Source organism: Streptomyces sp. NPDC079141, from assembly GCF_040686775.1.
In the GTDB taxonomy this organism is placed as follows: Bacteria; Actinomycetota; Actinomycetes; order Streptomycetales; family Streptomycetaceae; genus Streptomyces.
In genome coordinates, this window is the sequence record NZ_JBFBLP010000001.1 from 532,197 (window position 1) to 551,358 (window position 19,162).

General features: G+C 71.0%; 19 protein-coding genes. 6 read left to right on the forward strand and 13 right to left on the reverse strand.

Features of this window, described 5'->3' with window-relative positions; translation table 11 throughout:
* Nucleotides 1-2: 2 nt before the first annotated feature.
* Complete coding sequence (locus AB0Q90_RS02455; RefSeq protein ID WP_180291909.1) at nucleotides 3-320, reverse strand: CU044_2847 family protein; 318 nt, start codon at nucleotides 318-320, stop codon at nucleotides 3-5.
* A gap of 471 nt (nucleotides 321-791) precedes the next feature.
* Here AB0Q90_RS02455 and AB0Q90_RS02460 point away from each other — a divergent pair, with 471 nt between their 5' ends.
* The 4 genes from AB0Q90_RS02460 (at nucleotide 792) to AB0Q90_RS02475 (ending at nucleotide 4,984) form a co-directional block, all read left to right on the forward strand.
* Nucleotides 792-1,286, forward strand: a complete 495-nt coding sequence (locus tag AB0Q90_RS02460) for an FBP domain-containing protein (protein WP_363162617.1) — start codon at nucleotides 792-794, stop codon at nucleotides 1,284-1,286.
* A gap of 99 nt (nucleotides 1,287-1,385) precedes the next feature.
* Complete coding sequence (locus AB0Q90_RS02465) at nucleotides 1,386-2,639, forward strand: aromatic acid exporter family protein (RefSeq protein WP_363162616.1); 1,254 nt, start codon at nucleotides 1,386-1,388, stop codon at nucleotides 2,637-2,639.
* A 31-nt stretch (nucleotides 2,640-2,670) separates the two neighbouring features.
* A complete protein-coding gene (locus AB0Q90_RS02470; protein WP_363162615.1) occupies nucleotides 2,671-3,708 on the forward strand; it encodes a hypothetical protein in 1,038 nt (345 codons plus the stop codon).
* Between the two features lie 79 nt (nucleotides 3,709-3,787).
* Nucleotides 3,788-4,984, forward strand: a complete 1,197-nt coding sequence (locus AB0Q90_RS02475; protein ID WP_363162614.1) for a lactonase family protein — start codon at nucleotides 3,788-3,790, stop codon at nucleotides 4,982-4,984.
* Here the strand turns inward: AB0Q90_RS02475 and AB0Q90_RS02480 are convergent.
* Nucleotides 4,952-5,677: a DUF2470 domain-containing protein gene (locus tag AB0Q90_RS02480; protein WP_363162613.1), complete on the reverse strand. Its 726-nt coding sequence runs from the start codon at nucleotides 5,675-5,677 to the stop codon at nucleotides 4,952-4,954. The genes AB0Q90_RS02475 and AB0Q90_RS02480 overlap by 33 nt on opposite strands.
* A gap of 117 nt (nucleotides 5,678-5,794) precedes the next feature.
* Nucleotides 5,795-6,403: a TetR/AcrR family transcriptional regulator gene (locus AB0Q90_RS02485; protein WP_363162612.1), complete on the reverse strand. Its 609-nt coding sequence runs from the start codon at nucleotides 6,401-6,403 to the stop codon at nucleotides 5,795-5,797.
* A gap of 109 nt (nucleotides 6,404-6,512) precedes the next feature.
* On the opposite strand from AB0Q90_RS02485, the gene AB0Q90_RS02490 reads away from it, so the two are divergent.
* Entirely contained in the window at nucleotides 6,513-8,018 is a 1,506-nt protein-coding gene (locus tag AB0Q90_RS02490; protein WP_363162611.1) for a cytochrome P450, read from the forward strand.
* Between the two features lie 151 nt (nucleotides 8,019-8,169).
* On the opposite strand, the gene AB0Q90_RS02495 is transcribed toward AB0Q90_RS02490, so the two are convergent.
* The gene (locus AB0Q90_RS02495) at nucleotides 8,170-9,003 is read right to left on the reverse strand and encodes a pentapeptide repeat-containing protein (RefSeq protein ID WP_363162610.1); all 834 of its coding nucleotides are present in this window, start codon (nucleotides 9,001-9,003) and stop codon (nucleotides 8,170-8,172) included.
* Between the two features lie 139 nt (nucleotides 9,004-9,142).
* Here AB0Q90_RS02495 and AB0Q90_RS02500 point away from each other — a divergent pair, with 139 nt between their 5' ends.
* The gene (locus AB0Q90_RS02500) at nucleotides 9,143-9,343 is read left to right on the forward strand and encodes a DUF5999 family protein (RefSeq protein ID WP_363162609.1); all 201 of its coding nucleotides are present in this window, start codon (nucleotides 9,143-9,145) and stop codon (nucleotides 9,341-9,343) included.
* 10 nt (nucleotides 9,344-9,353) lie between these two features.
* On the opposite strand, the gene AB0Q90_RS02505 is transcribed toward AB0Q90_RS02500, so the two are convergent.
* The 9 genes from AB0Q90_RS02505 to AB0Q90_RS02545 form a co-directional block, all read right to left on the reverse strand.
* On the reverse strand, nucleotides 9,354-10,097 hold the full coding sequence (locus AB0Q90_RS02505; RefSeq protein WP_363162608.1) for a PIG-L deacetylase family protein: 744 nt from the start codon (nucleotides 10,095-10,097) through the stop codon (nucleotides 9,354-9,356).
* Nucleotides 10,098-10,131: 34 nt separating this feature from the next.
* The gene (locus AB0Q90_RS02510) at nucleotides 10,132-11,433 is read right to left on the reverse strand and encodes an alpha/beta fold hydrolase (protein ID WP_363162607.1); all 1,302 of its coding nucleotides are present in this window, start codon (nucleotides 11,431-11,433) and stop codon (nucleotides 10,132-10,134) included.
* A 102-nt stretch (nucleotides 11,434-11,535) separates the two neighbouring features.
* Nucleotides 11,536-12,570, reverse strand: a complete 1,035-nt coding sequence (locus tag AB0Q90_RS02515; protein ID WP_363162606.1) for a LacI family DNA-binding transcriptional regulator — start codon at nucleotides 12,568-12,570, stop codon at nucleotides 11,536-11,538.
* Between the two features lie 78 nt (nucleotides 12,571-12,648).
* Nucleotides 12,649-14,073: a BNR repeat-containing protein gene (locus tag AB0Q90_RS02520; RefSeq protein ID WP_363162605.1), complete on the reverse strand. Its 1,425-nt coding sequence runs from the start codon at nucleotides 14,071-14,073 to the stop codon at nucleotides 12,649-12,651.
* A 32-nt stretch (nucleotides 14,074-14,105) separates the two neighbouring features.
* Nucleotides 14,106-14,426 (reverse strand): L-rhamnose mutarotase, encoded by a 321-nt coding sequence (locus AB0Q90_RS02525; RefSeq protein WP_363162604.1) that lies wholly within the window; start codon nucleotides 14,424-14,426, stop codon nucleotides 14,106-14,108.
* Between the two features lie 17 nt (nucleotides 14,427-14,443).
* Nucleotides 14,444-15,526, reverse strand: a complete 1,083-nt coding sequence (rhaS, locus tag AB0Q90_RS02530) for a rhamnose ABC transporter substrate-binding protein (protein WP_363162603.1) — start codon at nucleotides 15,524-15,526, stop codon at nucleotides 14,444-14,446.
* Between the two features lie 40 nt (nucleotides 15,527-15,566).
* Nucleotides 15,567-16,580, reverse strand: a complete 1,014-nt coding sequence (locus AB0Q90_RS02535) for an ABC transporter permease (protein ID WP_363162602.1) — start codon at nucleotides 16,578-16,580, stop codon at nucleotides 15,567-15,569.
* Nucleotides 16,573-17,613 carry an ABC transporter permease gene (locus tag AB0Q90_RS02540; RefSeq protein WP_363162601.1) on the reverse strand — a complete coding sequence of 347 codons (1,041 nt, stop codon included), beginning with the start codon at nucleotides 17,611-17,613 and terminating at the stop codon, nucleotides 16,573-16,575. Before AB0Q90_RS02540 ends, AB0Q90_RS02535 begins: the two co-directional genes overlap by 8 nt.
* Nucleotides 17,610-19,127, reverse strand: coding sequence for a sugar ABC transporter ATP-binding protein (locus AB0Q90_RS02545; RefSeq protein WP_363162600.1), 1,518 nt, complete (start codon nucleotides 19,125-19,127; stop codon nucleotides 17,610-17,612). The genes AB0Q90_RS02540 and AB0Q90_RS02545 overlap by 4 nt, the downstream gene beginning before the upstream one ends.
* Nucleotides 19,128-19,162 lie beyond the last annotated feature (35 nt).

Genomic DNA, 19,162 nt, shown 5'->3' on the forward strand with positions numbered 1-19,162 from the left:
GGTCACGACGCTGCGGCGCCGTCGGTGTCGTACTTCCAGGTCAGGGTGATCTCCAAGGACGCCGAGCCGCCGCCTTCGACCAAGAGCCCGGAGAGCTTTCCGGTCTTGGTCGACAGGTTGACGCCGAAGCTCACGGTGGCCTCGGCGGGCTTGGCGCTCTCCCATGCGGCGGACAGATGCCCACCCACGGCCTCGATCATGTCGCGTACGCCGTCGAAGGACAGCGCGTCCCCCAACCCGACCGGCTGTGGACCGCCGCCGTCTGACACCTCCGCATAGAACTCGGTGCCCCCTGCCCGCACCAGAATGGGCTGCCCCATGCCGTCCTCCGTATCCACCGCTCGGCCGTCAATGCCCCCTGCATGGACGGTGATTGTGTCCTGCCCACCGGAGCACGGGCAACGCCCTGGCCGCTCTCGTGTGCGTGCCTCTGTCGAATCTCACGGCAGGCGGACCACCTGTCCCGCGGTGAACAGTGCAGCGTCCGGCACACCAGCACATCTCCACGGGGCCGCAGCTGAACCAGACGTTCCCGAGAGCGGATCGCGATCTTCGCTAGCCTCTGTCCGGCTGCAACTGCTGCTGAGCACGCATGAGCATCAGGATCTGTACTTGAACGGGCGGCATTTCCGGTCCGTGGGACGAGGCCGCGACGTGGTGTACGGCCGCCCGCGCGCGCGTGGATCCGATGTCGCCGAAATTCACTGGCCTCTCCCCCATGAAGCTGCTTAGCCTAGCCACATACCTAGTGTCCCTAGGTTTTGCCGTCTCGCTTATCCCGGGAGCCCCCCATGAGACCACTCACCGAGCAGGACATCCGCAAGTCGTTCATCAACTGCTCGAAGGGGGAGGCCAAACGTCTTTATGTGCCCAGGGATCTCGACGCACGCCCTTGGGACGATCTGGACTTCCTGGGGTGGCGGGATCCGGGCGCACCGGACCGCAGTCACCTGGTGGCCGAGCGGGAGGGGCAGGAGGTCGGCATCACGCTGCGCTTTCCGCCCCCGCAGCGCAGCCTGCTGCGGTACAGCATGTGCTCACTCTGCCTGACGTCCCATCCGCGCGGCGGCGTCTCCCTGATGACCGCCCGCAAGACGGGCACGGCGGGCCGCGAGGGCAACTCGGTCGGCCTGTACATGTGCGCCGACCTGGCCTGTTCGCTCTATCTGCGCGGCAAGAAGGTCCCGGAGAGCGGCCCGCGGATCGAGGAGAGCCTCACGCTGGAGGAGCAGATCGCCCGCACAACAGGAAATCTCATGGCTTTCCTGGACAAACTGTACGTGTGAGGACCTCCGTCCCCGCCCCTTGCCAGGGATCCCGTTGTCGATCAACCTGAGCCTTCATGCGGACACTTGCGTTCCGCATGAGAGGGGAACATCGCGAGGATGCGAGACGTACAGGAGTGGCAGGAATTCCGCGCGTGGGCGGCAAAGCTCAGGCGGGACCCGGTGGTCGTCCAGACGATGCGGTCCGCGGTCGCCGCGACGGTCGCGTACGTCATCGCGCTGCGGCTGAGTCCCGAGGCGGCGCCGCTCACCGCGCCGCTGACCGCGCTGCTGGTCGTCCAGGTCACCCTCTACGCCACGCTCACCAACGGCGTGCGCCGGGTGAACTCCGTGGTGGCCGGGGTTCTCGTCGCCATCGCCTTCAGTCTGCTGGTGGGTCTGACCTGGTGGAGCCTGGCGCTGCTGATCGTGGCCTCGCTGGCCGTCGGCCATCTGGTGCGGGTCGACGAGTACGTGCCCGAGGTGGCGATCAGCGCGATGCTGGTGCTCGGCGTGACGACCGTCGGGGACACCGCCTGGGCGCGGGTGCTGGAGACCCTGATCGGCGCGGTCGTCGGGCTCGCCTGCAACCTGCTCCTGGCGCCGCCGGTGTGGGTGGGCGAGGCGGGCGAGTCCATCGAGGGGCTGGCCCGCCGGATGCGGCAGCTGATGCTGAGCATGGGCGAGGAGGCCGCGGGCCGTACGCCCGTGGAGCGCGCCGCGGCCCGGTTGCACGAGGCGCGCCGCCTCGACCACGACATCGTCGAGGTGGACGCGGCGCTGCGGCAGGCGGAGGACAGTCTGCGGCTCAATCCCAGGGTGCGCGAGGGCCTGCTGCACCGGGTGGTGCTGCGCACCGGCCTGGACACCCTGGAGATCTGCATGGTCGTGCTGCGGGTACTCGCCCGCACCCTGACCGACCTGGCGAAGGAACGCGACCCCGACCCGCTGTTCCCCGACCGGACGGGCGCCGCGGTGGAGCAGCTGCTGTCCGAGATCGCGGACGCCATGGTGAGCTTCGCGGTCCTGGTCACCGCCCATGCCAGCCGGAGCGCGGAGTCCGCGGAGGAGCGGCTCGCCACCGAGCTGCGCCAGGCCGCCGCGACCCGCGACAAGCTCGCCCAGCTGCTGCTGGAGGAGGTTCAGCGCGACGCCCGCCAGTGGCAGCTGCACGGCGCGGTGCTGACCGAGGTCAACCGCATCCTGGACGAGATGGACACCGAGCACCGCTCCCGCCGTCTGCTGGAGGAGCTCGACCGTGTCTCGCGCGAGCAGCGTGAGCGCATGCCCCGGCTGACCCGGCTGCGGGAGAACATCCGCGTGCCCGAGCGGCTGCGCCGGAACCGTCTCGCCGCCGCGCGTCGTTCTAGGTGACGAAGTCACCACGGAGCAAGGGGGCGTGCGGATGAGCGGCGAGGGCGTACGGATCGACGGGAACACCCTGCGGTTGCCGGGCGGTGTGGCGGTGCGGTTCGTCCGCACCCTGCGGCTGCCCGAGAGCGGCACGCATCCGCTGCCGCCCGGGCTCGGTGAGTTCCCGGTGCGGCGGGTGGCCGACTTCCCGGACACCGTGCCCGAGGCGTGGCGGGCGCGCGGCGGTGTGCTGCTGCCGATGTATCTGCGCGAGGCGATGTGGCTGAGTTTCGCGGGCAGCGCCGAGCCCGCCGCCCTCCAGGTCGGTGTGGGCAAGGTGTGCGCGGTCTCGGGCAGGCCGTGGAGCGACCGGCTGACCCGGGACCCGCAGAACTATGTGGTGCTGCCGCGCCAGCCGTGGCTGGACGGCATCAACTCCGGCAAGGGGACGGTCCGCCAGTTCGTGGCCGTGCCGCTGGGCCTCGGGGCCACCGTGGAGGGGCAGGTCACCGGCGAGGAGGTGTGGGGCGGGGTGCAGCTCCAGTCGTTCCCGCTGACCGACGAGGCGCGGGAGCGCTGGCGTGAGGAGCAGCGGCGCCTGGCCGAGCGGCAGCGGTCGGTCACCGCGACGGGGAGCTACGGCGCCATCATGCCGATGTCGGCGCCCGCCCCGGCAGCGGCCGCGCCCGGCGGCCGCCCCCGGTCCGCCCCCGCGATGGGCCTGGGCGTCGGCGGTTCGATGCGCCAGGAGGTCTACCGGGACGACCGCCCGGCGACGGACTGGGCCGACACACCGGCCGGCCGGGTCTTCGTCCACCTGGTGACGCCCCCGGAGTGGCGCCGTATCACCGGCGAGGAGCCGCCTCCGTCCCCCGTGAACCGGGCGGCGTACACGCGCGCGGGGCTGCCCTGGTACGACTACTACGACGACGAGGCGCAGGATCTGGCGCCCACGGACGCCCTGGAGGGTGTGAAGCCGGTGGGCGACTGGATCGGGGACGACCACGAGCCCTGGCAGCAGCCCGCGCCGGGCCAGGTGAAGCAGCTCAAGGACGCGCCGGGCAAGCCGGTGGAGGACGGTGACTGGTAGTCCCTCGGTTGCACCGGCCGGGTGATCCACGCGAGGGTGGCTGTCGCGACAGCGACGAGGGACGACCCGAGGTGTGGACATGGGCAGTGCAGGCGTGAGCAGGCGCCGTTTCGTCGGCACCCTCGCGGGGACGGCCGCCGCGGTGGCCCTCCCGGCGGCGACGGCCTGCGACGACGCCCCGGCTCCGGCGGATTCGACGCCTGCCGAGGCGAGCGTGAGCCCCACGCGCGCGGCCCGCAGACCCTCCGGACCGCGCCCGCTCTACCTCGGCACCTACACCTCGGTCGAGGGCGGCGGCCGGGGCATCGGGCTGGCCTCCTACGACCCCGGCACGGGGCGTGTCACCGGGGCGGGCACGCTCACCGGCATGGGCGACCCGTCGTATCTGGCGCTGCATCCGGACGGCCGCACCCTGTACGCGGTCGACGAGCGCGCGGACGGCGCCGTCACCGCGGTCCGGCTCGCCGACCGCAAGGTGCTGGGCAGCCGGGGCACCGGCGGCGGCGCGCCGTGTCATCTGTCGGTTCATCCGGGCGGGCGCTGGCTGCTCAGCGCGAACTACGCCTCCGGCAGCGTGGCCGTGCACCCCGTCACGGACTCGGGCGCGCTCGGGGAGCGCACCGACCTGGTCACGCACACGTCTCCCGCGCCGGGGCCCGGTCAACAGGGCCCGCACGCCCATCAGTTCGTCACGAGCCCGGACGGCGGCCACGTCCTCGCGGTCGACCTGGGCACGGACACCGTGTACACCTACCGCCTCGACGAGGCGAAGGGCACGCTCACCGAGGTCTCCCGGGCGCAGACCCGGCCGGGCGCCGGTCCGCGCCATCTGACCTTCCATCCCGGCGGCCGGTTCGCGTACCTCGCCAACGAGGTCGACAACACCGTCGCCGTCTGCGCCTACGACCCCGACACCGGCCGGCTGACCGTCGGCGACGCGCAGTCCACGGGCACCGGTTCGGGCACCAGTTACCCGGCGCAGCTCCTGGTGACGTCCAACGGCGCCTACGCCTATCTCGCCAACCGGGGCCACAACAGCCTCACCCGGTACGCGGTGGAGGCGGACGGCGCCCGGCTCAGGCTCCTCGACACGGTGCCGGTGGCCGGTGACTTCCCGCGGCAGATCGCCTTCTCGCCGGACGGCGGGCTGCTGTTCGCCGCCAACCAGCGGTCGAGCACCGTGAGTGTCTTCCACGTCGACGACGCGAGCGGTGAACTGCGCCTGGCGGGCGAACCGTTCGCGTCACCCGTCGCCGTCTGTGCGCTGCCGCTGTAGGGCGCGGGGGCAGGAGGCGGCGCTGGCCTGGGCGAGCAGGACGTGCATGCGCTCGGTGAGCTGTGCGACGTCGTCGGCGGGCCGGTGGAAGGGCAGCCGTACGTCGCCGTGGGCGCGGGCGCGTTCGATGCGCAGCGTCAGTCCGTGCCGGTCGACGGCGAGGGGCTGGACGCGCACCGCGCCGTGCAGGCTGTCGGGTTCGACGAGCCGGGTGAGCCGCTCGACGGCGTCGGAGTGGCAGTCGGCGAGGTGGGTCAGCAGCCGGGCCTCGGCCAGGGTCAGCGGGTCGGGCTCGGCAGCGGCGAACTCGTCGAGGTCGACGACCACGGCGCCGTCCGGGCGGCGCAGCACCACGCGCGTGGGCTGGAAGGCGAGCCGGCCCTCCTCGGCGGCGAACCAGCCGGCCAGCCACAGGCGGGCGCGGATCCGGTTGCGTACGGGGACGGGCGCGACGTCCGCGAACTCCAGTACGGCGGTCGGCTCTCCGCGGGGCGCGCAGATCGCCGCCGTGACGAGGGCGCTGTCCTCGGGCACGTCCAGGAGCACCCTGCCGTCCTCGGCCACGGAGTGCGCGCCGACGAACTCCTCCCGGCCGCCCTCCGCGGTCACCGCGCAGGACCATGCGGCGGCGAGCACCGACCGGGCCCGCTCCGCCGCGGCAGGCGCGGCCGTCCAGCTCTGGGTGTCACCCATTCCGTACCTCCCTTAGGTAAGCCTTGCCTAACCTATCGAAGATCGGGGCGCACGCCAACCGGCACCTCCAACCTGTGCCCCCGATGTGCGGAGTTCTACGGAGCCTTTACCGGGCCTTCAGCGTGAGATGACCCCGAGCAGCGCCCGCGCGCACAGCTCGCGCACCTGCTCGCGGGTCAGATCGAAACCGCGCAGCCACTCCAGGCAGACGGCCGTGGTGAACGCCAGCCAGCCGCGCACCGCCAGCCGTACGTCGGGACGCTCCTCCAGGACCGCGCCGAACTCGGGGTCGGCCGCAAGCGCCGCCAGGATCTGCTGTTCCTGCGCGGCCAGGGCCCGCTGGTAGACCTTGCGCACGGCCTGGTCGCCGGCCGCGTCGGCGCGATGGAAGGCGCGGAAGCCGTGCGCGTGCGCCTCGACGTACTCCAGGTAGGTGTCGAGGCTCGCGGTGAGCTGCTCGCGCACCGGAACGCCGGGCACGGCGGCGGTCAGCCGCAGCATGCGCTCGCTCTCGCGCTCGACGACCGCCGCGAAGAAGTCCCGCTTGGTCGGGAAGTAGTGGTAGAGCAGCCCGCGCGAGACACCGGCGATCTCGGCGACCTGCTCGATCCACACCTCGTCGTACGGGCTCTCCGAGAACAGCCGGGCCCCGACCGCGAGCAGCTGCTCCCGGCGTTCTTCGGTGCTGAGTCTGCGCCGGGTGCGCTCCCCCTGGTTCGCGCTCATGCCCGCACCTTACTTGACGTCGATTCAACGAGCGGACCAGACTGAAACCCGCTATTGAACCCACGTACAAAAAGGCTCAACCTGCCGCAGGATCAAGGGAGATCGCGTCATGGCGGAGACGACGACCCAGGCCGCGCTGCCGAGGGGATTCCGCAGCGCCGAACAGGGCTGGCCCGAGCTGCACCGCATTCCGCATCCGCCGCGCCGGCTCCCGCTGCTCGGCGACATCCTGGGCGCGAGCAGGACCAGGCCGCTCCAGGACTCCCTCCGCTACGCCCGCCTGCTCGGCCCGATCTTCCGGCGCAGGGCGTTCAACAAGGAGTTCGTGTTCGTGTGGGGTGCCGGTCTCACGGCCGACCTCGCCGACGAGACGCGGTTCGCCAAGCATGTGGGCCTCGGCATCGCCAATCTGCGCCCGGTCGTCGGGGACGCCCTGTTCACGGCGTACAACCACGAGCCCAACTGGCAGCTCGCGCACGACGTCCTGGCGCCGGGGTTCAGCCGGGAGGCCATGGAGGGCTATCACTCGATGATGCTGGACGTGGCGGAACGGCTGACCGCCCACTGGGACGGCGCGCTCGCCACGGGCCGGACCGTGGACGTGCCCGGCGACATGACCAAGCTGACCCTGGAGACGATCGCCCGCACGGGCTTCGGCCACGACTTCGGCTCCTTCGAGCGGGCCCGGCCGCACCCCTTCGTGACCGCGATGGTGGGCACGCTCGCCCACGCGCAACGGCTGAACACCGTGCCGGTGCCGTTCCTGCTGCGCGGGGCCGCCCGGCGCAACGACGCCGACATCGCCTATCTCAACCGCACGGTCGACGACCTGGTCCGCGAGCGCCGTACGAAGAGCGGCGACGGCGACCTGCTGGACCGGATGCTGGAGACGGCCCACCCCGAGACCGGGGAGCGGCTGTCGGCACAGAACGTCCGGCACCAGGTCATCACTTTCCTGGTGGCGGGCCACGAGACCACCTCGGGCGCGCTGTCCTTCGCCCTGTACTACCTCGCCCGGCACCCGGAGGTCGCGGCGCGGGCCCGCGCCGAGGTGGACCGCGTCTGGGGCGACACGGCTCGGCCCGGCTACGACCAGGTGGCCAAACTGCGCTATCTGCGCCGGGTGCTGGACGAGTCGCTGCGGCTGTGGCCGACCGCGCCCGCCTTCGCCCGGGAGGCCCGCGGGGACACGGTCCTGGCCGGGGAGCACCCGATGCGGCGCGGTGCCTGGGCGCTGGTGCTCACGCCGATGCTGCACCGCGATCCGGAGGTCTGGGGCGAGGACGCCGAACGCTTCGACCCCGACCGCTTCGACCCCAAGGCGGTGCGGTCCCGTCCGCCGCACGTGTTCAAGCCGTTCGGCACCGGGGCCCGGGCGTGCATCGGGCGCCAGTTCGCCCTGCACGAGGCCACCCTCGTGCTCGGCCTGCTGCTGCGCCGCTACGAGCTGCTGCCCGACCCGGAGTACCGGCTGCGCGTGACCGAACGGCTGACGCTGATGCCCGAGGGGCTGCGCCTGGGGCTCAAGCGCCGCCGCCCCTCCGGCCCGGCCAGGGCCACGGCCGACGAACCCGCGTCAGAGCCGCGCTGTCCCGTGCGCGGGCTGGGCGAATGAAGCGGTCGGCCGGCTCTCCGAGCCGCACGGCGCCGGGGCCGACTCCCGACCCGCAGACCGGCCACACCTGATCGAGCAGCTGACGCCGATGCCCGAAGGGCTGCTCCTGAGCCTCGCCCGGTGCTCCCCCACTTCGGCCGACGAGCCCGCGTCAGAGGAGCTGCGCTGTCCAGTGCGCGGGCCGGGTGAGTGACCCGGGCAGCCGGGTCCCGGCGCTGCCCCGGGCCGCGTTGAGCTGCGGCTGGGTGAGGAAGAACGCCCCGGTCAGATCGGCGTCCGTGAGGTCGGCGTCGCGCAGGTCCGCCCCGATGAGGTCGGCGCCCCGCAGATCGGCGCCGGTCAGGTCGGCGGCGATCAGATAGGCGCCACGCAGGCTCACCCCGCGCAGGTCCGCGCCCTTGAGGCGGGCACCCATGAGATCGGCGCCCCTGCGGTCCTTCTTACGGCCACGGATACCGGCCCGCGTCAGTTCGCTGGACTTCAGCAGGAGCACGTTGACCTCCTGCCGGTGGGCGGCCACGTCCAGCGCGCCCAGTTCCTCCGGCGTGCGGCCGGCGAGTTCCTCGGTCTTCTCCAGCATCCGGCGCAGCTCGGCGTGGACCGGGCGGGCGGCGGGCAGGGTGAGCGCCTCGGTGAGGTACCAGAGCAGTTCGTGGAGCTGACGGACGACCGGGAAGACGTCGAACATGGCGCGGGCGTGCTCCCGTGGGCCGGTCCGCCAGTCCTGGCCGCCGAAGGTGACCTGCGAGACCCGCTGACCGGCACCGAAGCAGTCGTAGACCGTGCAGCCGGTGAAGCCCTCCTGGCGGAGCCGGGCGTGGAGGGAGCAGCGGTGGTCGTCCTGGAGGTTCCGGCAGGGCGTCCCGGCCTTCTTGTCGACCGCGAAGTCGGCGGACGCGGCGAAGGGCAGGGCGACACAGCACAGCCCGAAGCAGTTCTGGCAGTCGCCGCGCAGGTCGGTTTGGGCGGTCGTGTGATCTTGCATGACGAAAAGCCTACGGCCGGAAACTCACCGATGAGTTTCCGGCCCTGTGGGGGTCCCCTCATACAACGGAAAACTAGCTCGGCTACCACTGGAGTACGACCCGACAGAAGCTGGAGCCGTACGACCGAGGAGAGACGCCATGTGCAGCCACCGGCCCGCCTGCCCCACCGCCGACAGCCCCGACCACCACGCCGCCGCCATCGTCGCGTCCCACCCCGAACAGGGCTGGAACCTGCTGTGCAACGGCACCATCGCCTTCGACGACACCGGTGAACTCCTCCCCGACGGGCGGGTGGTGGCCCCGGACCGCACGCTCGGGCAGCTGGCCGTGGCCGCCTGAGCCTGCCGGGTCAGCGGGCGAACACCTCGAACGACACGGCCGGCTTCCCGCCGAACCGCTGCCCCGTCTGCTCGGCGTGCGCGCTCAGGAAGCCCCGGACGTAGGTCTCGGGGTCCTCGTCGGTCAACGCCTCGATGTAGGTGCGGTGTTCGAGCAGTGAGCGCACCGCGCGCTCCAGACCGGGTGCGGCGTCCACGGCGTGAGTGGGCGTGCTGGAGCCGGCGACGGCGACCCAGCGGACGCCGTTCCAGGGGGCGAGGCCCTGCTCGATGAGTTCGGGGAAGATCCACCGGTTGCCGGCGTCGGCCGCCGCGTCCAGGGTGGCGCGTCCGACCGCGACGTGGTCGGGGGTGTTCCAGGCGACGCCGCCCCAGGTGTCCCGGTGGTTGAGGGTGATGACCAGCTCGGGCCGGTGGCGCCGGATCGCGGCGGCGATGTCACGGCGCAGGGCGGTGCCGTACTCGATCACACCGTCGCGGTGGTCGAGGAACTCCACTTCCGAGACGCCGACGACCGCAGCGCTGGCCCGCTGCTCCTGCTCACGCAGCGGGCCGCACTTCGCGGGCTCCAGGGTGTCGATGCCCGCCTCGCCCCGGGACACCAGGACGTAGGAGACCTCGCGGCCCGCGTCCGTCCAGGCGGCGATCGCGGCCGAGCAGCCGTACTCCAGGTCGTCCGGGTGTGCCACGACCGCGAGCGCGCGGTGCCAGTCGTCGGGCATGGGCTGGAGTTGCGTGATCTTCGGATCGCTCATGCCCGCAGACTAGTTCGAGGGATGGGCGAGGACCTTACATTTCGTCACGCGCCAGTCCCAGCAGGCGGTCCAGCACGCGCGGGCCGCCCGCGCGGACGCCGTCGTGCTCGAACTCGTCGGTGACCCAGGTGCGCAGACCGCGGATCGTGCGGGCGGTGGTGAGCGAGTGGGCCGTGTCGACGTACATGTCGTCGTGGTAGACGGCCGCCGCGACCGGGACCTCGTTGGCGGCGAGCCGGGCCGGGTCGTACAGGGGGGTCCAGTCGGTGCGGGCGGCGAGGAGTTCGGCGGTCTCGCGCAGCGGGCGCAGCGCCGGGTCGCAGTCGAACATCCACGGGTGGATCGACTCGCCGGTGAACAGCAGCGGACCGTCTCCGGCCAGCGCCTTGGCGGCGTCGAACTGCGGGAACTCGGCGCGCACACGCTCGGCGGACCAGGCGGTGGGGCGGGCGTCCTGGCCGTAGATCGCCTCATGCACGAGGGCGTAGAGCGGGTGGCCGGCGTACGACAGCAGGCCCTGGACCTCTTCCTGGAAGGCGTCGGAGAGCCGCATGCCCTGCGGGGTGCGGACGAAGGCGTTCTCCAGCAGGAAGTGCAGACGGTGGCTGCCCTCGCCGCCGCCGAGGAGGATCCCGAGGGACTGGAAGGCCTCGGCGGTGAGCCGGTAGCCGTTGGGCAGCACCACCTCGTGGCTCAGCAGGTGGTCGGCGATCCGGCGGGCCCGCTCGACGTCCTGCGGGTAGCGGGCGTAGTGGGCGGTGACCTTGCGCTCGATACGGGGGTAGGCGGCCCGGTAGACGTCGTCGGCGTGGGCGTCGAGCGAGGGCAGGCCGCCGGTGACGATCGCGGCGGTGAGGCCCTCGGGGGCGGTGGAGAGGTAGTTGACCGTGCAGAAGCCGCCGAAGCTCTGGCCGAGGACGGTCCAGGGGGCGCCGCCGGTGAGCTCGGGGCGGATGGCCTCGCAGTCGCGGACGATCGAGTCGGCGCGGAAGCGGGTCAGATAGTCGGCCTGCTCGGCGGGGCCGCCGCGCAGCGGGAGCGTCTGGCGGTTGGCGGGGCTGGAGTGGCCGGTGCCGCGCTGGTCGAGGAGGAGGACCCGGTACTCCTTCAGGGCGCGGCCGAGCCAGGCCGGCCTGCCGACGAAACGGTTCGCCCCGAAGCCGGGGCCGCCCTGGAGGTAGACCAGCCACGGCAGGTTCTGGCGCGCCCGGTCGGAGGCGACGACCTCACGGGCGTAGAGCTCGATCGTCTCCCCCGCCGGGTCGTCGTGGTCGAGGGGCACGGTGAAGGTGCGGTCGGTGAGGACGACGCCGGGCTGGCGGTAGGTCGCGGTCAACAGGGCTCCCGGGACGGACGGATGTTCAAGGCGCGTCCCAGTTCAGCACATGTCCGTCCGATATCCGATCCCCGGGATCATGAAATCGTACTGAACGCCGGATCAGCGGGCGGACAGGCTGGAGCGCCGCACCACCAGCTCGGGCTGGAGCACGACCCGCCGGTGCTCGTGTCCCCGTCCGCCGTTCACGCCGCTCTCCTCCTCCGTCTCCTCCAGCAGCAGCTCCGCGGCCAGGGCGCCCATGGTGACGGCGGGCTGCCGGACCGAGGTGAGCGGGACGGCCGCGGCGGCGGCGAACTCGATGTCGTCGTAGCCGACGATGGCGAGGTCGTCGGGGACGCTTATGCCGGCGGCGTACATGGCCTGCAGGACGCCGAGGGCGAGCAGGTCGTTGGCGCAGAACACGGCGGTAGGGCGGTCGGCGAGGCCGAGGAGGCGGGCGCCGGCGTCCCGGCCGGCGGCGACGTCGAGCCGCTCGGTGGGCAGCTCGCGCAGCACCTCGGGGCCCAGGCCCGCCTCGGCGAGGGCGTTCAGGGCGCCGGTGCGGCGGTCGCGCACCTGGTTGAAGCCGGGCGGGCCGCTGACGTACGCGATGGAGCGGTGCCCGAGGTCGACCAGGTGGCGGACGGCCAGCGCGCCGCCCGCGACGTCGTCGACGGAGACCGAGCACTCGGTGGTGCCCTCGGCGACCCGGTCGACGAGGACGAAGGGGATGTTGTGGCGCCGGAACGTCTCGATGTTGCGGCCGGTGGCGTCGGCGGGGGTGAGCAGGACGCCGCGGACCCGCTGCTCGGCGAAGAGCGAGAGGTACTCGGCCTCCTCCCCCGGGTTCTGTGCGCTGTTGCAGACCATCACACCGAGCCCGGCCTCGCGCGCGGCCCGCTCGGCGCCGCGCGCCACGTCGACGAAGAAGGGGTTGCCCATGTCGAGCACGAGCAGCCCCATGATCCGGCTGCGGCCCGCGCGCAGCTGCCGCGCGGACTCGCTGCGGACATAGCCCAGCCGGTCGATCGCGGACAGCACCCGCGCCCGGGTCTCGGTGGCGACCGAGTCCGGACGGTTGATGACGTTCGACACCGTGCCGACGGAGACTCCGGCGGCGCGGGCGACGTCCTTGATACCCACCGACTGGGCCATAAGGCAGGAACCTCCAGGAGAACGAGGGGCGGCGGGAGGCCTTCACATTACCGTCAGGCCGCCCCACAACGGCATCGGTCAGGCGGGGAGCCGGAAGTCGACTACATGCAGCGCCGACGGTGTCGTACCGGTGGACTTCACCTGGTACATCACCGACAGGACGTTGTCCTGCGCGATGCGGGTCTCGTCGACGACGACCTCACCGAAGGCGTTCAGCCCGCTGCCGTCGTACAGCAGCGTCCAGTCCGTGTAGCCGGAGGCCTTGGAGGCCCCGGCAATCCGGCCGAAGGGGAAGATCGCGTAGGCGTTGTCGTACTTGTCCAGGATCAGCTTGGTGCGCTGGCTGGAGTTGAGCGGGACCGGGATCTCGGTCTTCTGCCAGGCGCCGGAGGAGTTCTTCCGTACGTGGAAGGCGCGGCCGTTGGTGGTGCGGTCGGTCACGTAGTTCGTGGTGCACTGGCCGAAGCGGCCGGGGACGTAGGAGATGATCGCGTGCGGCAGGCCGGTGGAGTCGGTGAACTGGCTCTCCTGGTTCATCAGGGAGTGGTCCGGGTTCAGCGGGTCGATCACCAGGCCGCTGTCGGTGACGGCGACCTTGTCGGAGCCGCCGGTGGTGCCCACCAGTGTGCCGGCGTTGTTGCGCCAGGTGCGGCCGCGGTCGTCGGAGTAGACGTAGCCGGTGTCGTGGTTGGTGATGCCGCCGCTGCTGCACATCACGGCGCCGTTCTGCTCGCGCCAGGTGAAGAACGAGTGCAGTCGGCCGTTCTTGTCGTAGTCGATGCCGTGCAGGTACATGTTGCGGGCCGTCGAGGAGCCGTGCTCGCTGGTGTAGGTGCCGGTGGAGCTGGACCATTCGCCGAGCGCGGTCCAGGCCGAACCGTCGTACTCCGCAAGCGCGTTGCGGCCGTTGCCGGAGACGGCGACCCGGTAGCTGAGCTGGAGCCTGCCCTCGGGGGTGGAGATGAACTGGGGGTAGGTGAACTGGCTTGTGAGCGTCAGACCGTCCAGCGTGGACTGCGGGGCGCCGAACCGGCTTGCGGTCCAGCTCAGTCCGGCCGGGTTGTCCATGAGCCCGGCGACGGACTTGACGTAGGTGAAGCCGTCACTGTGGGAGTCCATGTTGAGGTGGAGCCGGCCATCGACCTTGGAGACGCCCATGGAGATGACGTTGTGGGAGTCGTTGTAGCGCAGCGTGTGGCCGACCTGGACCGTCGACCATGTGCTCGCGCCGAGCGCGCGGCGGCCCACGACGGCGTTGCGGTCGGCGGTGTACCAGACGGCGTACTGGTAGCCCTTGTAGGTCAACAGGCCGTTCTTCTGGAACGAGTTGTTGTTGACCAGGCCGTCGTACGACACGAAGAAGAGGGCCTGGCTGTCAAGCGTGGTGCTGCCGGTCTGCGTCACCGAGGGGCCGGGGTCGGCCGCGCGGGCGGTGCCGCCGGTGACGGCGGAGGTGGACATGGCGGTCACGACGGCACCTGCCAGCAGCGTGCGTCTTCTCATAGTGCGGCTCCAGTTGGTCCTGATGGGGAGGGTCAGGCGAGGTGGAACACTTCGGTGAGCGGCTTCATCGATTCGTCGGGGCGGGCCCCGTCGAGGGATTCGAAGAACGGGGACATCTCGGCCTGCCAGCGGGCGTTGACCTCGGTGGCCTCCATGCCGGCGAGGGCGGCCTGGAAGTCCTCGGTCTCCAGGTAGCCGACGAGCAGGCCGTCGTCGCGCAGGAAGAGCGAGTAGTTGTGCCAGCCGGTGGCCGAGAGCGCTTGGAGCATCTCCGGCCACACGGCGGCATGGCGTTCGCGGTACTCGGCGAGCCGGTCCTCGCGGACCTTGAGGAGGAAACAGACGCGCTGCATGAAGTACCGCTCCTGAACTAGAAGTTGAACTGGTCGATGTTCTCGGCGTTGAACACGGTCGGCTTGCCGAGGCTGATCACGCCGTCCTTGCCGATCGTGTACTCGCCCATGTCGCCGGCGGTGAAGGTCTCACCCTCCTTGCCGGTGATCTGCCCGGAGACCAGCGCGACCGAGGTGCGCGCGGCGAGCTCGCCGAGCTTGGCCGGGTCCCACAGCTCGAACGCCTCGACGGTGCCGTTCTTGACGTACTTGCGCATGTCGTTGGGGGTGCCGAGGCCGGTCAGCTTGACCTTGCCCTTGTACTTGGAGCCCGAGAGGTACTGGGCGGCGGCCTTGATGCCGACGGTGGTCGGGGAGATGATCCCCTTCAGGTTCGGGTACTCCTGGAGCAGGCCCTGGGTCTGCTGGAAGGACTGCTGGGCGTCGTCGTTGCCGTAGGCGACCTTGACGAGCTTGATGTCCTTGTACTTCGGGTCCTTGAGCTCGTCCTCCATGAAGTCGATCCAGATGTTCTGGTTCGTCGCGGTCTGCGCGGCGGACAGGATCGCGATCTCGCCCTTGTAGTCGATCTGTTCGGCGAGCAGCTGCACCTCGGTGCGGCCCAGGTCCTCGGCGGAGGCCTGCGAGACGAAGGCGTTGCGGCACTCCGGCTTGGTGTCGGAGTCGTAGGTGACGACCTTGATGTCGTTGCTCATGGCCTGCTTGAGCGCGGTGCACAGGGCGCCCGGGTCCTGCGCGGAGACGGCCATCGCGTCGACCTGCTGCTGGGTGAGCGTGTTGACGTAGGAGACCTGTCCTGCGGTGTCGGTGGCGCTGGACGGGCCGACCTCCTTGTAGCTGGAGCCCAGCTCCTTCAGCGCGGTCTCGCCGCCCTTGTCGGCGGAGGTGAAGTAGGGGTTGTTGACCTGCTTGGGCAGGAAGCCGACGGTCAGGCCCTTCTTCAGTTCGGCGTTGGGGTCGGCCTTGCCGCCCGAGGCGGCCGAGGCGCCCTCGTTCTTCACGTCCTCCTTGGTGGTGCCACCGCAGGCGGTCGCGGCGAGGGAGAGGGCGGAGACAGCGGCTACGGCCACACAGGCACGGCGGAGGGATGACTTGCGCATGACGGCTCTTCCTTATGGGGCGGAGTGACGGAGGGGGGTGCTACGGGGTGGGCTCGGGCGTCTTGGACACCGGTGCCGCGGCTGCCCTGCGGCCGGCCCTGGCGACGGCGATCTGTCGTGCGACCCGGGGGCCGAGCACGGACAGGACGAGCAGGACGCCGGTGACGACGATCTGCGACTGGGCGGAGACGTCCTGGAGGCTCATCACGTTCTGGAGCGCACCGAGGAGGAAGACACCGGCGATCGCGCCGCCGAGCGTCCCCTTGCCGCCGTCGAAGTCGATACCGCCGAGCAGTACGGCCGCGACGACGGAGAGTTCGAGTCCGGTGGCGTTGTCGTAGCGGGCGCTGGCGTAGTGCAGGGCCCAGAAGATGCCGGTGAGGGAGGCCATCAGGCCGGTCACCGTGAACAGGATCAGCTTCTGCCGCTTGACCCGGATGCCGGCGAACCGGGCCGCCTCCTCGCTGGCACCGATAGCGAACAGCGACCGGCCGAACGGGGTGGCGTGCAGGGCGACCACGGCGATGGCGAGCAGCACCAGGAAGGGCAGCAGGGCGTACGGGATGAAGGTGTCGCCGATGCGTCCGGCCGCGAAGTCCAGGTACTGGGTGGGGAAGTCGGTCACCGCGTCGGAGCCGAGCACGATCTGTGCGATGCCCCGGTAGGCGGCGAGGGTGCCGATGGTGACGGCGAGGGACGGCAGGCCCAGCTTGGTCACCAGCAGGCCGTTGATCAGTCCGCAGACCACACCGAGCAGCAGACAGATCGGAATGATCGTCTCGATCGTCATGCCCTGGTTCCACAGGGCGCCCATCACGGCGCCGGACAGACCGGCCGTGGAGGCGACCGAGAGATCGATTTCGCCCGAGACGACCAGAAGGGTCATGGGCAGGGCGATCAGAGCGATCGGAAGGGTGCTGCCGATCAGGAACGACAGGTTGAAAGCGTTTCCGAAACCGTCGACCGTGCCGAAGGACAGCAGGAGCACGACGATCAGAAGCGCGCCGACGACCGTGTCCCAGCGGATGGCTCGGCTCAGCGAGAAGTCAGCCATGGCGGGCGTTCCTCTTCTTCAGGGCGGTGGCCACGCGCAGCGCGACGATCCGGTCGACCGCGATGGCGAGGATGAGCAGGATGCCGTTGATGGCGAGCACCCAGACGGAGCTGACGCCGAGGGCGGGCAGCACGCTGTTGATGGAGGTCAGCAGCAGCGCGCCGAGCGCCGCGCCGTAGACGCTGCCGGAGCCGCCGGTGAAGACGACACCGCCCACCACGACCGCACTGACGACGGTGAGTTCGTAGCCGTTGCCGGTGCCGGAGTCGACGTTGCCGAAGCGGGCCAGGTACATGGCGCCCGCGAGTCCGGCCAGCGCGCCGCAGAAGGTGTAGGCGGCCAGGATCCGTCGGCGCACCGGGATGCCGGCGAGGCGGGCGGCCTCCGGGTTGGAGCCGAGGGCGTACAGCTCGCGGCCGCTGCCGTAGTGCTTGAGGTAGTAGGCGGTGGCCACCAGGACGGCCAGGGCGATCAGCGCCAGCCACGGTACGGCCGAGATGCCTCCGGAGCCGAAGTCGACGAAGCCGTCCGGGAGGTCGGCCGCCGTGATCTGCCGCGAGCCGACCCAGATCGAGTCGATGCCGCGGATGATGTAGAGCGTGCCGAGGGTGACCACGAGCGCGGGCACCTGGCCGAGGCTGACGAGCAGGCCGTTCAGGAGGCCGAAGCCGATGCCCATCAGGACCGCGAGGAGGACCGCCACGACGGAGTTGCCGCCGCCCTGGAGGTAGGTGCCGGCCGCGAAGGCGCTGATGCCGAGCGTGGAGCCGACGGACAGGTCGACATTGCGGGTGATGACGACGAGGGACTGGCCGGTGGCGACGAGCACCAGGATGGTCGCGTTGAGCAGCAGGTCCTTGATGCCCTGTTCGGACAGGAACTCGCTGTTGCCCGCCTGGGTGACGGCGATCATCACCAGGAAGACGATCAGGATGGCCAGTTCGCGCATCTTGAAGACACGGTCGACGAGCCGGGTGGCACCGGCCTTGGGCACCTCGGCGACGGGGGCTTGCTGAGGGGTGGTCACCGTCATGCGGCGGCCCTCCCGGTGGCTGCGGCCATCACGGTTTCCTCGGTGGCTTCGGAGCGCGCGATCTCGGCGGTGAGCCGGCCCTCGTGCATCACCAGCACGCGGTCGGCCATGCCGAGGATCTCGGGCAGGTCGGAGGAGATCATCAGGACGGCGACGCCGTCGGCGGCGAGCTGGGACAGCAGCCGGTGGACCTCCGCCTTGGTGCCGACGTCGATGCCGCGCGTGGGCTCGTCGACGATCAGCACCTTGGGGCCGGTGGCGAGCCACTTGGCGAGGACGACCTTCTGCTGGTTGCCGCCGGACAGCGTGTTGACGGTGTCGGCGATCCGCGCGTACTTCACCTGGAGCTTGACGGCCCAGTCGAGGGAGCGGCTGCGTTCGGCGCCGCGGTCCATCAGGCCCGCCTTGACGGTCGTACGCAGTCCGGTGAGGCCGATGTTGCGCTCGATGGACATGTCCATCACCAGGCCCTGGGCGCGCCGGTCCTCGGGGACCAGGGCGAGCCCGGAGGCCATCGCGGTGGAGGGGGCTCCGTTGACCAGGGCCTTGCCGTCCACGGAGACCTCGCCGGCGTCCCAGCGGTCGATGCCGAACACGGCCCGGGCGACCTCGGTGCGGCCGGCGCCGACGAGTCCGGCGAGGCCGACGATCTCGCCGCGGCGGACCTCGAAGGAGACATCGGTGAAAACGCCCTCGCGGGTCAGCCGGCGCACGCTCAGGGCCACCTCGCCCGGCTTCACGTCCTGCTTGGGGTAGAGCTCGTCGAGGTCGCGGCCGACCATCCGGCGGACCAGATCGTCCTCGGTCATGCCGTCCAGCGGCTCACTGGCGATCCAGGCGCCGTCGCGCAGGGTGGTCACCCGCTGGCAGATCTGGAAGATCTCCTCCAGCCGGTGGGAGATGAACAGAACGGCGGCGCCCTGTTCGCGCAGGGTGCGCACGACGCCGAAGAGACGGGCCACCTCGCTGCCGGTGAGGGCGGCGGTGGGCTCGTCCATGATCAGGACCCGCGCGTCGAAGGAGAGCGCCTTGGCGATCTCCACGATCTGCTGGTCGGCGATGGACAGGCCGCGCGCCGGGCGGTCGGGGTCGAGTTCGACGCCGAGGCGCTGCATCAGGGCCAGGGTCGCCCGGTGCGTGGCCTTGTGGTCGATGCGGCCGAGGACGCGCCGCGGCTGGCGGCCCATGAAGATGTTCTCGGCGATCGACAGGTCGGGGAAGAGGGTCGGCTCCTGGTAGATCACGGCGATACCGGCGTCGCGGGCGTCGCCGGGGCCGTGGAAGACGACGGGCGCGCCGTCGAGCAGCACGTGGCCGGTGTCCGGCCGGTGCACTCCGGCGAGTGTCTTGATCAGGGTCGACTTGCCCGCGCCGTTCTCTCCGGCGAGGGCGTGCACCTCCCCGGGAAACAGCTCCAGGGAGACGTCCCGCAGGGCGCGGACCGCGCCGAAGGACTTCGAAATGTCCCTGAGCGCAAGAACCGGGGCCGGACCCGTGGTGGACGGGTGGGTCATGGGGGCTCCTCGACGACGTCGGCGGGACGGCCCTC